Genomic DNA, 13820 nt, shown 5'->3' with positions numbered 1-13820 from the left:
TACCAAGTACTAGCCTAATCACAATAAGTTATCTACTTCAAACCTTCACTTTTTTTCTAGACCATAACAGTTGTGAAAAGTGCTTATCCGAAACGTATTGCGATCGCTCCTTCTAACTTGCCTACGGGAGGCTTTGCGAAAGCGCTTGCCATATTCAAACAGGAAATGTAAGATGTGGCAGTTCGGGCGATCGCGCCGGGAGCAATTAAATATGTTCTTGTTGGCTGCTCCTGATCTTCATCGTAGCGAGCAAAACCAGGACAATTGCCAAAACCAACGCGGCATTTCTGAGCATTGAATTATCAGAGTGCTTGAGTGCGATCGCCACCAGTGCCCAGAGTATTACTCCTGTATAAGCGATGTCTCCACGCTGGATGACAATAACTGCTGCAACTGCTGTTGCGATCAATAACATGATGAGAGTCCATATTACAGCAGAAATTCCCCAACCATTCCACCCCTGAAAAGACAAGGCACACGCTACGTTGACAATGGTCGCCACGCTAATCCAGCCTAGATAAATGCTGATAGGAAAGTGAACACACCATTTCTTGAGCCGAGGTACACGCTTGTTGCCAATTTCTAACTGCACATAAACAGCAATCAGGGGCAATAGAATAAAGAGCATTGCAATTACAGAAAGCGCAAAAAGCCGAGACAAAAACAGATACACCCAGATACTTTGAGCAACACAGGCAATCACCAACAGATAACCTGTCTTACGAAAATCAGGTTCATGTCGTTGTTCAGGTAGAGCTTGGTATACCCCAAAAGCAAACAACCCAAGGTAAATCAGACCCCAGATAGCAAAGGCGTAATTGGCAGGGATAATCAGGACATTTTTAAATAAAGTATTGGAAATTTCCCCTATGCTGAGTCCATTGAGCGGAAAAACGTTCGATACTACATTGATAATGAAAGCACCAAAGATTGCAGCCAAAGTAACAAGCTGCCGCCAAAAATCCCGGTAATTGCTAGAGTTGGACTGCTGCATAGGATATTAACTCATATCTTTTATGCTTTTAGCTTACATCTGAAAAAGAGCGATGCCTAAGGCACAAGAATTCAACGAGGATGCGTGACCATATTCTCTGTGTCAACTGGAGCACTCTACCTGTTCTAATGCTGGATCGACCAAAATCACCGTTTTAGTCCCTAAACCTGTAATCAAATGAGTATATGTACTTATTTATAGTTCAAAGAGTTGTCGAAATAACATGATGCATAACTCTAGATGAAATTGTTTTATTATCTAGATGTCGATCAAAATAGACTTGTCGCCTAATAAACTTTTTGAGTTTTTCGAGCGAGGCAGAACAAGGGTTTCAGATACTAATTTTTTATAAACCGACAAGTCTAATGAACTTATGTAATATTTGAGCTTTCTCACAAGTTCCTCACAATCTTTACCTAACCTTTGAGTAAAGCTAACTCAATGGTAGAGGTATGACTTTATCCTCTCAAATACATAATTTACCGATACCAAGGGATTTTGATTAGCTGACTTGTGATTTCTTCGCTCAATTTTATCGAGTTCAAGAGGAATGAAAAATGAGTTTAGAAACTTACCAGAAAGAAGTAGAACACCTGGGAGAATCGCAGGGTCTTAAAGACCACGACCACGATCTGGTTCACGATCTGAGTCGAAGACTCGATGCCCTATGGCGGTATGACCAATATTTTGCTAATGCTGAGGGGTATGATTCAGTACAAGCCTTTTGGAGAAAGGTTAAGGAACAAGAGAAGCAAAACATAGTGGAGTTAAAGAAACTACTCTCGGAACATATTAGGCTTGGTGATTTCTAGGAGTGTTTTCAAAAAGCCTCAATAAAGCTACTTTTCCTCTTATTAACTGAGGAGACAGTTATTTTCAGAGGGGGCTAAAGGCTTTGATCTGTTCAAATTCTTTAGCCCGTTTTTGTATTTGGTTGCCAATGCGATCGCAAATTCCTCTCGTTACGATTAGTTAATTGTTTACTTATTTTGGGGTTTGATAGCGATCGCACTTCCCGGAATTTGGAATGATCGAGTGGGCAAGGAAGAGTCACCTTGCTCCTGGTGGGCTTTTTGCTCTAATTGCTGTAATTATCTAACTTTGTTGCCAATTTGAAGTAGCAGCTTATACTGTTTCCAACCAATCAAAAATTTGGGCTAACTGATCCAATGTTACCAGCCCATATTGCCAGAGGGTCATAGCTAGAAAGTTGGGGGTATGCTCACAATGCCGCAAAGCAAGAGAAATTGCTCCACCAGAAATACCCAACTCTTCCTCTAAAAAATGCACCAATTGATCTGTAGGTTTCATAGCCATGTTAAACAATGTTAATTAAGTTCTAATTTTTGTCTTAGCAATCTTCTAGCATTTTCTTATTTATGTAGCTAAACTTAACAATTAAATTAATCTTTGGGAACTAACAAGCAAATACGGTTTACCGTACTCAAAGAATTAACACCACTCGAAAGGAGAAAACTTTAGCCAAGAGAACGCCGTTAAAGAAGATGCAGAGATTGGGTAACCACTGGGATACGTACAAAATGGGACACATTGGAACATGAAGAATGCTGAGAATTTTCTACTTTACTCAGCACTCAGATCCCTCAATGCCCCATGCCCAATTGTCAAACTAGAGCATATACCTTAGCTTCCCAAGGTACGATGCCTTCTCTGCCTACCCAGTCTGGTGGAACTATCCTTTCTTGAGTGATTTCTTTCCACTGTTTACCAACTGGGGTTGCGGGCCAATTTGGGACTCTATACTCAGAAGCAGGAGGAGTACCATAGTCAGAAAAGTTTGCTACTACAACTACTAACTCATCAGCTTTGTTACCACGTTGCCAGACTAAAACTCGTTTGCCTTCATTGAAGTCAATATGAATGAACTGGGTCTCATTCACAGCTAAAGCATTAGAAGTCTTGCGGAAGCGGACTAATCTTGCAACGTATTGGAATATGCGTTGTCGCCAATCTTCGCTTACACGGTCGAAGTTAACTGGGTCAATTTGTTTGCGATTACTATGATCATCGCTGATGTCCAAATCTTGCTGGTCGGCAAATTCATCGCCAGCTAGAATCATGGGAATTCCTACGGCGGTGAGCAAGCTGACAAATCCTAATTTAATGCGTTCTTCTGTCAGCTTCACGCCATTATTAACCAAATAGTTGAAGAGACGCTCATTACCATAACCGCCGATATCATGGGAAGTTAGGTAATTTACTGCTTGTGAAGCATCTCTAAAGCCTAAGTTGCGGCAATCAATGAGCTTGCGGACACTCCATTCAAAGCTAGGTTCATCCCAGGCGTTCTTACCTAGAATTACCTGCCGGAAGATTTGCTTAAATTTTTCATTCCATAATCCATCTAGACGATTTTGTTGGATAAGCGCTAGTGGTACACTTAATTCTTCTCCAACAACCAAGAAGCGAGACGCTTCCGCTTCGCTAACGTCGCTTCCCCCTCTTTCATGCCATAGATTACGCGCAAAATCCTTAAATTCTTGTAAAAAGTCGTAGTTGGCAACATTATTGACGCTATCTAACCGCAGACCGTCAACCCGATAAAATTCTAGCCAATGGGCAATATGGACTTTTAAGTATTCCCGTGCTGGCACAAACCATGATTTTTGGCCAGTGATGGGGTGATACCCTTCTACCCAATAATTGTATTTAAATAAATCTCCGCCAAAACCATCTCTTGACCCTTGTTCTGGGTCACCACTGCCCCATTTAATGTAAAAATCCAGAAAATTCACATGATGGTAAGGGTTCTTCAGCGAGAATGCCATCACCACATCTATAAAAAAGCGCAACCCATGTTGATGAGCAGCTTTGATCAAATTCACTAAATCAGTTGTAGCTGTAGGTGCTGATTGATGATCTGGGCGTCCTAAATCGAAATCTGCGGCAAAATAATTCGCTGTGCCGTAACCCCACTCGTTAACATAGCTGCTATCTTCTGGGGGTAGTAGTTCGAGGGCGTTGACTCCCAGTTCCACAAGATGAGCGTGGTTATTCAAAGCATCGACTGTGGTAAAAGTTGGAGATTTTGCTTCTTTGACCAACAGTGCTAAAGCATCACGGAATGTTCCATTTCCTTCTTCAATACCAGATGGGCTATTCTTTGCCCAACGGGTAGGTAATTCGTAAATCACCAATTGATTGTTAGTTGGCAGTTCTTTTAAAGGAATATCGTCTTCCCAATTTACAGTTTGTCCTTCGGGATCGCAGGGAGTCAGTTCGCCATTGCGGTAAAGTATAACGCTTGCCGGATGATCTGGGCTAATTGTTACCCCCGATTCCAGCCGCTTATTAGCAAATCTTCGATCTACAGTTGTTGCTGTCGGATCTGTAGCATAGATAATTTGGTTGGCATTATCAGAATAGCCATCTGAGTTGCGGACTTTAAACCAGTAGAAGTAAACTTGTCCTTCGCTCAACCCCACTTCTTGAGCTGATACTTCCCACAGTTCAGGAAATTGAGTTGATTGACGAAGCGGAATTTCTCTAAATTTAGTTAATGGTTCCGGGTTGCTGGGAGGTGTGCTGCCAATATAGAGAGTGGGAGATGGTTCAGAGGCACCGGGACGCCACAACACAAAGTGAGTCTTTTTGCGGCTCAGTAAATCAGTAGGCATTGGAAAAACCTCTAGTTGATGTAATTAAGTCATTTGTGGAGTTATTACACAACACTCAGTTGCTATTCCAGATAATTGAGTTGAATTTTTTCAACCTGTAAATCTTATCGGACGTTTACTAGATAGTCGCACTACTAAAGCCAGATGTTAGTTTGAGCAACTTTGATTGATACAACTTACGTAGAAAATAAGCAATTTTTTATATCTTTTGTTCTAAATAAATAAACTAATACAGTTCAGATCACAAATGCACTTACCGATCGCAACGTTTCCGCGTCTCTACACACCTAAAATTCTCGCTTGGTAAAAAAACTTGACAGCGAAGCGTGTTTATAGTATATTTGTACTATAAACACGCTTAAGTGTTGCATAAAACTTTAACACTCCCGACTACGCCCGCAGGAGAGCACAAAATAAATGAAGCTATCTAAGGTAGACTTGAGCAGTTTAGTAGCGATCGCTCACTCTGATGGATATTTGCAGTTGTTGCTCGATCGAGGCGACGAACTGGAGTTTTTGGAAATACCGGCACCGATACAAGCTTATGAAGGATTACAAGAACTGAACGAGGTGATCGCCGAAACGACCCCACTACCTTTTGAAGAGGAACCAATTATCATGCTACCAGTTGTCTCCTCGATGGCCATGGCTGTAGGTTACGATCGCGACGAACATATTTTGCAAGTTGAGTTTCAAAGTGGGGCTGTTTATCAGTACTTAGGCGTAGACGAGGATACTTGGGAAGATTTACATTCCTGTGACTCAATTGGCAGCTTTTTCAATCAAGAGATTAAAGGCAGATATGACTGCGATCGTTTAGATCATGCAGATTATACTATTGACTAATAATTGTATGTAGGGTTTTCAATAATTCTTGCGTTGTGTAGGGTTTAGCTAAAAAGGCTGTATGTTGATCTGTTTTGTCGATTGGAACTTGTTCACTTGTTGCAAGTCCACTTACAATAATAATCGGCAATAACGGATTTATATTTTGCAATGTGCGAATGGTAGTTGCTCTATCCATATTGGACCAGGACTTACACAAAATAATGAAAAAACGAACCGCAAAGGACGCAAAGGATACAGAGGAATAATAATTTGAGAGAGTTATTGCGTAAGTCCTATGGACATCATAATATCGATAATCGCGGCACTAATTTTCTCTTTATGCTGGGCATAAATTGCTAATGCTTCCATGCCATCACCAGCAGTAATTGCCGTGTAATTATAGTTTTCTAGGGATGTTTTAGTAATTTCTTATCAGATTATTTAAATAACTGAGCAAGCATATAGCTTGATGACTTTAATTATACTAATATGCCTTAAGAAAGGTGAACAATAATTTTGCTAATTTTAAGTAAATTTTGGAAGATTTACACCCTTATAATTTTTTGTCAGCACATAAAACTACTTCCAGTAAAATTTAGGTAGGTAGTAATATACGCAACTATGTTAATGAATTTAAATTGTAAGATGCGTTAGCAGCGTTTGTTCAGAGACAATAGAAAAAGCCCACATAATATGAACGCAGTTATGACGACTACACTTACCTCTGCTGTTAAACCAAGAGCCGAAGATAGTTTTGCCATTACCTTTGCACCATTGTCTCTTGAAGAAATCTATGCCAAATCTGACGATCCGGCCAACGGTGCCGTGGTTGTGATGAGTGGCGTGGTTCGCAATCAAACTGATGGTAAACCTGTCATTGCTTTAGAGTATCAAGCTTACGAACCTATGGCATTGCAGATATTTTATCAAATTGCTGCTGATATTCGCTTATCTACGTCTGATGTGAATCGGGTAGTGATTCATCATCGCACCGGACGTTTGCAAGTTGGAGAAATTAGTGTTTTAGTAGCAGTGGGTTGTCCTCATCGGAGTGAGGCGTTTGAAGCTTGCCAGTATGCTATTGATACCCTCAAACACAATGCGCCCATATGGAAGAAAGAACATTGGCAAGATGGTTCTAGCCGTTGGGTAAGTATTGGTGCTTGCGAAACATCAGGAGAAAATTGTTAAGATTTCTGAGCTATTTTCTTCAAAGAAGTGCAATCTCTTGAAAAGGCAGTGATTCATTCAGCAATTAGCAAACTGATGTGTGCATAGATATAGCCCTTGGTAGACATGGCTAGTTGCTGGATGACACTTTTTTAACTACAGTTAACAGGTAGAATCGCATAATATAATATATTTATTATTCAATATTATTTAAATAATGAGTTTTAAAAAATGAGTTTTAAAAGTTTGTTACCATACGTCTGAGACTGGGAATGGCATCCTAGAGGCTCCGCCTCCCTTGCTGGCGGCAGAGCCGCTTTTGAGTTGCATTTCCAGCCCAGAGGCTGGAAACGAGATTTGAAAAGGCTTTTAGCTTAAGTTGTATGGGCACTGCCGTGCGCCTACACCTGGCGATATAATCTTGTACCGCATCTGAGTGGGAACCGCTATATCAACAACAAAGTGTCTTTGGGCAAATACTGTGATTTGCTTTTAGTTCAAAAACGAACTGCGGTAATTTGCAATGTGTTTTTTGATTTGCATGAAAAATCCGCAACTTTTTTATTTGTCCAAAATCTAAACAAAGTAATTTCTAATTCCTAAACACCTACTTAACAGAAATGTTTAATTTTTATTAAAAATATTTAAATTTGCAAAACAACAATTTTTGTTGCATTTGTTTACATAAACTCCATGACCTATTGAGGTTTGTAAATATTTTGTATTTCTACAAGGAATATTCCTTTAGACTGATCTTCAACAGAAAAATGTGGGGATAAACACAAATGCATTCGTTAAATATCTTTTGTCACGAATTTGTAGTTGCTGTTTCCTGTGTAGCTTGCATTATTGGACTGCTGTTACTGTGGGACGGTAAGCAGCAAAAAAATGATGTGGAAGAAACAGAGCGGATTCTATTTAGAATGAGCTTTAGTTACTGGCTAGTTTACTGTCTAGCCTTTGGCATAGAAAAAATAGTTTTACCCGACTGGGAATCTGTGCTCATGACTTTGAGAATAACTACGGCTCTGTCATATTTTTTAACTTTTTCTTGCATTCTCAGTCTGCCACTACACAAATTTGCAGTCCACCGTGTTGAGGAATAGTCGTGGGGCATGAGGCATTGGAAATTGGATATGATTAAGATTTCATAGCGATCGCTAATGCCGTTTCCAGTTCTGACTGCGCCAAAGGGGTTAAAATAAACACTTCCTGTACCGTCTTCCCCTGCCGTGCAATTACTTTATAGCCGCCGCGAATCGGTACTGAAACACGCAATTGCATTTTCGGGCAATGACCTTTTACCCGCCCAATGACTCCCGGCGTCACGGTTTGAATGCAATCCTGCTGACAAAGACGTTCTAAAATGGGGATAAGACCATCAAGGTGTGTCGAGTGATTCCAAACCAGTCTGCCAGCTTTTTGCGAAGCTGCTCGGAGGGAATCTGCGGTGGGTTTGCCCATAATAATTAAGCTGCTTCTAGAGGTGCCATTGTCAAACCTGCTCGGCGCAGCTGCTGATGATAGAGTTCCGCAGGTTCTTGGGGACCAACCCAGACGATCGCTTGACCTTCATAGTGTACCTGATTAGTCAGATCCCACGCGCGATCGCCACTCATCCCTGGAATATATTTCATCAAACATTCAGTCACGTGTTGGAATGTATTAAAATCATCGTTTAATACAATCACTTTGTAATTCGGATAAGTCTTACGGGTAACTTGATCAGACTGTTTCGGAGCTATAGTTGGTGCTGTGGCCATCCCGTAAACATTTGCTGAAAATATCGTAACCATAGAACAATTAGTCAAGAGTATTTTACAAAACTACATTACAAATAACTAGTTTAGTCCATTGTCTGGGGACTGGAGATTTGGGAGTTGGGAGTTAGAGATTAGCTATTGTGTATGGGGAAAAATTTAGTCCCCATACCCATGCCCAATACCTAATGCCCTACCGCCAATTATCCCAGTTTTCGTTAAAAATTGATGTATCGGGGAAGGCGGTGGGGTTGCCATTTTTTTGTAAAAGCCGTTTGAGCGCTTCTAGTTGTGGCTCTTGTTTGGGTAAGTCATCGACTAGTTGGTAGGGTGCGATCGCATTTTTGATGGCAAAACTAGCAACAGTTCCCGCCGCTGCGCCAGCCGACCATTCAAAGGAATGGACTCGATAGGCAGCAGCGGCAATATGACTGGTACCAATGCTTTTGCCTCCTACTAGCAAATTGTCAATTTTCTGGGGAATCATTGCCCTCAGAGCAATTTGGAAGGGATAAGCAAGGCCTGCACCACGCCTTTCACCTGGACGTTCTATATTACCAGGGGCTTCTGGCGGACTATTCACCATGCAAGGATGGAAATCGATAGCGTAGTGGCCAATACCCACAGCATCGGGAAAAATGGTAGAACGAGTCCGTCGCATTGCTTTGTCTGGTGAAATCCCACCGCTAATTACAGATGTGGCTTCCAATCCTGATAGTGCGGCTCTTAACTGCCGATACATATCTGCTGGCAGAGTTTTGCGGTAATACTCATCATTGTAATCTCGCCGAGATATATCAATTTCCCAAATAGTAAAACCTCCAGGTTGTCCCCAACTAGGGCGGCCAATGATGCGGCGTCCCTCTCGCATATAGGGATATTTCGATAAGCCATGTGCTGTGCCCATTGGGGAATTTAACCCGGAAACAAAGCGGTTATTAGTTCGCTGCTGCTTTACACCCTCCCCCAGTTGGGAATCTGTAGTTCCAGCTACTAACCAGTAATAGTATGAGAGGGCATTTTCTTCAGCGTTGCGGAGGGTTTCTGTTCGCAGTCCTCCCATCCAGCCCCCTGGTTTTAACTGCCCAGTCCCTTGTAACTGTTGGCGACTGTAAACTAAGTTATCCTTGGCTGTTCCGGGGCGGTAGTCGTTACCCCAAGTCCAGTTTTGCATAGAGATGTCCCCTGGTGTCGCAGCAGTAAAACTTACACCACCGAATTTTGCTGGTTTCCCTTTGTTTGGACTCCAAATGCGACGATAGGTAAAAACTAAATCAAAGTTAGCCAGTCGCGTTAATTCATAGCTGAAATATGGTGCGTATTGTAAATAAAATGGAGGCATCGTCTGCGGTTGCGGTTCCTTGGTTGCCTCCATTGCAAAGGTGTAGGTAAAGCCTTGAGGGCAATAAGGGTCATTGTTGGCGCTGGAAGCCGAAGGTTCCAGGTAGGAACGGGCATCAATGCCTAATCGGTAGGGGACATCAGCAAGGGCGATAATTTCTCCAGTTTCGCTCGCGTCTATAACGTACCACTTAGGAGCATCCCCTTTCGCTGCCTTGGGGAGGAAACGGAGAATAGTTTTGGTAAATCGAGACGAGTTTTCGTAGCGATAAGCATCTTCAATACTTTGAGATAAAGTAAAAGTATTGAGAGGTGGTGCGCCTTTTGGTGGTTGATGTTGGATAGCGATCGCACTATTAATTATTTTGCCATCAGCAGCAATTTCTAAGTCCTTAATTACTGTATTGGGAAACCATTGCAACTTCCCTTTGCCTTGTTTCTCGGCATCTTTGAGCATCTGGACTAAAATGGTGTGAGCATCGCGGGGAAGAAAGCAAGAGTCACTTACCCAACAGTCACCGGGGTTAAGTTCACCGTATTTGCGCCCAATCCGGTTTCGTAATTCTAGGTAGCCGCGAGAATAGAATTGGAGAGATCGCTGAGTTGGGCGTTCGTCTAACGCAGATGTCCCTTGAGAAGAAATTTGTCCTCCCAGCCAGTCAGTAATTTCCGTGAGACAAACCGTTCGCCCTGCTAGTAAAGCCTCATAAGCTGTAGCTACGCCAGATAGTCCACCACCCACAACTAAAATCTCGCAATTGACATTTTTATCTGGGGTTCTCGGTGGTGTGGCGATCGCTCCATCAAATGCAACTAAGGTGGATATGAAATTGAGACTGATCAGCGATGTCAAGCTATAAGCTACTTTGTGTCTGCGCTTCATGGTTAAAAAACCGCTCCAAATCCTGTGTCACCTTGTAGAAGGTAGCATCCAGGAAATGATCATCACAAGTTTATAAGAGTAAATATATTTAAATACAATTTTTACACTTAAAATACTGAGTATGGAGGCTAAATTTACCCTGAAGTTATTAAAGCTGAGTTAAAAGTGCTGATTACTGAGTACTTTTTTCCTCATCTATGAGAAACATTGATTCAGACTTCTACACCAAGGATGCATAAGTGATCTTTTATTAATTGTTTGCCTAAATGCATTGGATATGGTGGATGAATATTACCCATTGACCACGCTGGTGAGATTCGTAAGTAGTGTGGCACTCGGCAAAGTGACTTTAGGCTTTCTTCTGTTTTTTGAAAATCCGAACGGATGAAGAAGGGAAGCATTTCTAACATCTGCTGGTGCTTGAATGCGATATTTACACCGTATTCGTCATTTTGAGAATCGAGCATATAGAGTTCGCGTGCTGTTGAGGTATCTTGGCCTTTTTGTGTTTGCGGTAATCTTCCAATAGAGAAGTAATGCAGCAACTCAGGTACAGAGGAATCGTAAAAACCACTTAAGTGAATTAAATCTCGTGCTGGAGAATTCTCATTCCAAGCTTGTCGATTGGTGATGTATTGAGTTGTCTCGTTGCCAGTGCGGAAGCGAATTATTCCAAGCAGGTTCCTAAGTTGGTTATGGTCACGAGGATATACACAAGCATGACCTGGGACATGTTGAAAGTCTAAAACATCCCGGTTTGCAAGGAGATATTCATTTTTTAGTTGAAACCAAGCTTGGCCTCCATTTTCCTCACCACGCTCGTTACGCCATACATCGGCTTCGATTAAGACAAGAGTCGGTTTGTCACCCACTTGAGTTAGTACATCCGCCGCAAATTTTGCAAGTTCTATTCCCTTCAACTGAATTGTTTTAAGATAATTGCGATCGCGGCGTACCCGTGAGAAAATTTGCCCAAGTTCAATCCCTGCGCGTGGGTAAGGAATCCAATCCTGGCTATCAGGAAATAACACATCAACTGCACCAGTTGCCCGCAGACGAACAGCCAAAGCATAGTGAATATTATCTTCACCTTGAGTGGTTTTTCGGCGACAAAGCGCAATTACATCTAGATTTTGTGCAATTTCTTTGGATATTCCTGCCCGTTCATAGACTTCTGAGGGCAGTCCATAGAGTGCCCCAATCTGACGTAGGGTTATATCCAGTACAGCATTCAGAATACGTCCTTCTGTCTTCTTGCTGTAAGATGGCGATGTGTCTGTACTTTGATTTTCTTTGTCAACTGATTTTGGTTTAACCGTTTGCACCATTTGAGAACTGATTTTTTCTAACACACAAGCTTCACGAACTGCTCTATAGATACTTTGTTTAGGATGAACTCCCTTCTTTTTCGTTTGTCCAATTTCAATAATCGCAAAACAGTAAGGCTTAGTAGTAAAGTCAATTGAAGCAATAACCTTATGTTTCAAAAAGTCGCGCCATGCATCGAGTTTCATTTGATGCTGCTTGCGGATCTGTTTGTCAAACTCTTGACCATCTTTAGGTGCAAATCCGGCTGTGTCGAGGGGTTTCAAAATATTTGGATCATCAATCCACACAGATGATACTTTGACATGCTCTGGAAAATCTTCTCCTTCATTGAGCAGGAAAGCATCACGCAATGTCTGGTAAGTTACATCACAAGTATCTCGTTCGCGCCACAGAAGAAAAAGATGTATGGGTTTTGCTTGCAATGCCCGCTCAATAGCATCAGCAATGATCGTTTGTCTTTCTTGACGGCGATTATCTACACGTTGCTTAATTTCTTTTTCAGTCAGCTTTTCTTTTTGTTGTTTTGTAAAACTTGGAGGTTGAGAGATATATTCGTAATCGCGCATTGCCAAGGGTGTTTTTTGACCAGATGGAGCAGGAATATCACACTGCATTGGATTATCAGGTATTAAAACACCGTCTAGAAGCTCTAACACTTGAGCAACAATATCACCGCGTTCCTGTAAACTAAATCCTGGTTTAATACTATGTCCTCTTTTATGGTTTTCATGTTCATACTTGTATCCTTCAGCATGAACTAAATAATATTCATCTCTATTCCAGTTAGGATGATTATCTAAATTGCCGTATCTAGCAGGGTTGCAACGAATGTTATAGGTTGTTTCAAGGGGACGGGCTTTGAATGCAGATAGCAGATTTGGCAATTGAAATTTCCATAGATTACTATCTTCTCTTCCATTGTTCTCAATGGTAAGACGTATTAACGTTGAATCTACTTCGTAACCAGAGAGGCGTTCCTCATTCATCCCCATTAGTACAGAGATATCACGACCATAATTAGTTTCAATTAATGGCTCATGAGCATATCGTTGACAACTTAAATGTAAAAAAATCCACGGTTTAAGCTTGCCATTTTGGTTGAATCGCCCTGCTTGAGTCTGAACGCGAAAATCTAAGCGATAGACAAAATAACCTTCCCTTTCTTTGCCATAGTCATCTGTGTACAGTGCCGGAAATGCTTGACTGACTAGGAATAGTCCAGTACGACCTGAGCCATCGCCTTGTACCTTGCGCCACCGAATTTCTTGCTCTCTTTCCCTGGAGCGAATTACGCACTTTTTTCCATGCAGCAATGTTGCCAAGAAACTCGGAATCGCTTGGAAGCCAAGTCCTTTTTCGGTATTGATGCTTTGAATGAGCGTTTTTGGACTGATAGGTTGCCAATTCCAATTAGTAGGAATTATGGCCATGTTTTCAAGGAAGCGATCGCAAACACTATTCACCTGATCCGCTTTCCCCTTGCCATCAAATTGTTTTGTCCACTCCTGCGCCCAAATAATCACTAACTCATGTATTTGCTCAGGTGTTGGAACTCGTAGCGGATTTTCAACCGTTCCCACAGCTAAAGCTCGATAATCGCCTGTATCAAAGTATTCAAAACCATACGTCAATGTTGATGCACAGGCAAGCAATCCATTGTTTAACTGTCGATACGGCCAACGAATCTTGGATTTACGCTGAGGCAGCAGAACTTGTTCCATGCTGTTACAAAAGTCACCAACAATTCCTAAAAATGGAAATGGAAGTACAGCAATTTTCAGATTTTCAAGTGCATCTGCCGCCACATTCATTCGAGCAGGTAGGAGAATAGGAGGTGGTTCTTTTTTAGGCATTATGAATTTACTAATACAATAAAG

The 13820-nt window shown here is 41.6% G+C and carries 12 protein-coding genes and 1 pseudogene; 4 read left to right on the top strand and 9 right to left on the bottom strand.

The features are described from left to right. Positions 1-205 precede the first annotated feature (205 nt). Complete coding sequence (locus F8R90_RS13670) at positions 206-994, bottom strand: tryptophan-rich sensory protein (protein ID WP_196511199.1); 789 nt, start codon at positions 992-994, stop codon at positions 206-208. 557 nt (positions 995-1551) lie between these two features. Here F8R90_RS13670 and F8R90_RS13665 point away from each other — a divergent pair. Beyond that, positions 1552-1806 carry a hypothetical protein gene (locus F8R90_RS13665; RefSeq protein ID WP_190894997.1) on the top strand — a complete coding sequence of 85 codons (255 nt, stop codon included), beginning with the start codon at positions 1552-1554 and terminating at the stop codon, positions 1804-1806. Positions 1807-1907: 101 nt separating this feature from the next. Here F8R90_RS13665 and F8R90_RS13660 read toward each other — a convergent pair whose 3' ends face one another. The 3 genes from F8R90_RS13660 to F8R90_RS13650 all read right to left on the bottom strand — a co-directional run bounded on the left by F8R90_RS13660 (position 1908) and on the right by F8R90_RS13650 (position 4632). After that, positions 1908-2048: a hypothetical protein gene (locus F8R90_RS13660; RefSeq protein ID WP_196511198.1), complete on the bottom strand. Its 141-nt coding sequence runs from the start codon at positions 2046-2048 to the stop codon at positions 1908-1910. A gap of 71 nt (positions 2049-2119) precedes the next feature. Then, a complete protein-coding gene (locus F8R90_RS13655; protein WP_196511197.1) occupies positions 2120-2305 on the bottom strand; it encodes a DUF2949 domain-containing protein in 186 nt (61 codons plus the stop codon). 314 nt (positions 2306-2619) lie between these two features. Further along, positions 2620-4632 carry an alpha-amylase family glycosyl hydrolase gene (locus tag F8R90_RS13650; RefSeq protein WP_196511196.1) on the bottom strand — a complete coding sequence of 671 codons (2013 nt, stop codon included), beginning with the start codon at positions 4630-4632 and terminating at the stop codon, positions 2620-2622. Positions 4633-5049: 417 nt separating this feature from the next. Between F8R90_RS13650 and F8R90_RS13645 the strand changes: the two genes are divergently transcribed. After that, entirely contained in the window at positions 5050-5478 is a 429-nt protein-coding gene (locus tag F8R90_RS13645) for a KTSC domain-containing protein (protein ID WP_196511195.1), read from the top strand. Here F8R90_RS13645 and F8R90_RS32870 read toward each other — a convergent pair. Beyond that, positions 5468-5889, bottom strand: a pseudogene (locus F8R90_RS32870) (response regulator); the annotation flags it as partial. The gene F8R90_RS13645 and the pseudogene F8R90_RS32870 overlap by 11 nt on opposite strands. A gap of 276 nt (positions 5890-6165) precedes the next feature. Here F8R90_RS32870 and F8R90_RS13635 point away from each other — a divergent pair. Together F8R90_RS13635 and F8R90_RS13630 are read left to right on the top strand one after the other, a co-directional pair. After that, entirely contained in the window at positions 6166-6651 is a 486-nt protein-coding gene (locus F8R90_RS13635; RefSeq protein ID WP_230966298.1) for a molybdenum cofactor biosynthesis protein MoaE, read from the top strand. A gap of 764 nt (positions 6652-7415) precedes the next feature. Then, the gene (locus F8R90_RS13630; protein WP_190895004.1) at positions 7416-7736 is read left to right on the top strand and encodes a hypothetical protein; all 321 of its coding nucleotides are present in this window, start codon (positions 7416-7418) and stop codon (positions 7734-7736) included. Between the two features lie 34 nt (positions 7737-7770). Here the strand turns inward: F8R90_RS13630 and F8R90_RS13625 are convergent, their stop codons facing one another. The 4 genes from F8R90_RS13625 to F8R90_RS32865 all read right to left on the bottom strand — a co-directional run bounded on the left by F8R90_RS13625 (position 7771) and on the right by F8R90_RS32865 (position 13796). Further along, complete coding sequence (locus F8R90_RS13625) at positions 7771-8094, bottom strand: DUF2103 domain-containing protein (RefSeq protein ID WP_190895005.1); 324 nt, start codon at positions 8092-8094, stop codon at positions 7771-7773. Between the two features lie 5 nt (positions 8095-8099). Beyond that, positions 8100-8426, bottom strand: coding sequence for an ATP-dependent Clp protease adapter ClpS (clpS, locus tag F8R90_RS13620; protein ID WP_196511192.1), 327 nt, complete (start codon positions 8424-8426; stop codon positions 8100-8102). Between the two features lie 157 nt (positions 8427-8583). Next, on the bottom strand, positions 8584-10614 hold the full coding sequence (locus F8R90_RS13615; RefSeq protein WP_196511191.1) for an FAD-dependent oxidoreductase: 2031 nt from the start codon (positions 10612-10614) through the stop codon (positions 8584-8586). A gap of 212 nt (positions 10615-10826) precedes the next feature. Continuing rightward, positions 10827-13796, bottom strand: a complete 2970-nt coding sequence (locus F8R90_RS32865; protein ID WP_230966297.1) for an RNaseH domain-containing protein — start codon at positions 13794-13796, stop codon at positions 10827-10829. Between the last annotated feature and the right edge of the window lie 24 nt (positions 13797-13820).

The organism is Nostoc sp. NZL (assembly GCF_015714705.1).
Lineage (GTDB): Bacteria > Cyanobacteriota > Cyanobacteriia > Cyanobacteriales > Nostocaceae > Nostoc > Nostoc foliaceum_A.
The sequence above is the reverse complement of the archived record's forward strand: the minus strand, read 5'-3'. Positions and strand labels throughout refer to the sequence as shown.

Coding starts and splice junctions, on each gene's coding strand:
- F8R90_RS13670 (WP_196511199.1), bottom strand. CDS start 994: ATGCAGCAGTCCAACTCTAGCAATTACCGGGATTTTTGGCGGCAGCTT.
- F8R90_RS13665 (WP_190894997.1), top strand. CDS start 1,552: ATGAGTTTAGAAACTTACCAGAAAGAAGTAGAACACCTGGGAGAATCG.
- F8R90_RS13655 (WP_196511197.1), bottom strand. CDS start 2,305: ATGAAACCTACAGATCAATTGGTGCATTTTTTAGAGGAAGAGTTGGGT.
- F8R90_RS13650 (WP_196511196.1), bottom strand. CDS start 4,632: ATGCCTACTGATTTACTGAGCCGCAAAAAGACTCACTTTGTGTTGTGG.
- F8R90_RS13645 (WP_196511195.1), top strand. CDS start 5,050: ATGAAGCTATCTAAGGTAGACTTGAGCAGTTTAGTAGCGATCGCTCAC.
- F8R90_RS13635 (WP_230966298.1), top strand. CDS start 6,166: ATGACGACTACACTTACCTCTGCTGTTAAACCAAGAGCCGAAGATAGT.
- F8R90_RS13630 (WP_190895004.1), top strand. CDS start 7,416: ATGCATTCGTTAAATATCTTTTGTCACGAATTTGTAGTTGCTGTTTCC.
- F8R90_RS13625 (WP_190895005.1), bottom strand. CDS start 8,094: ATGGGCAAACCCACCGCAGATTCCCTCCGAGCAGCTTCGCAAAAAGCT.
- clpS (WP_196511192.1), bottom strand. CDS start 8,426: ATGGTTACGATATTTTCAGCAAATGTTTACGGGATGGCCACAGCACCA.
- F8R90_RS13615 (WP_196511191.1), bottom strand. CDS start 10,614: ATGAAGCGCAGACACAAAGTAGCTTATAGCTTGACATCGCTGATCAGT.
- F8R90_RS32865 (WP_230966297.1), bottom strand. CDS start 13,796: ATGCCTAAAAAAGAACCACCTCCTATTCTCCTACCTGCTCGAATGAAT.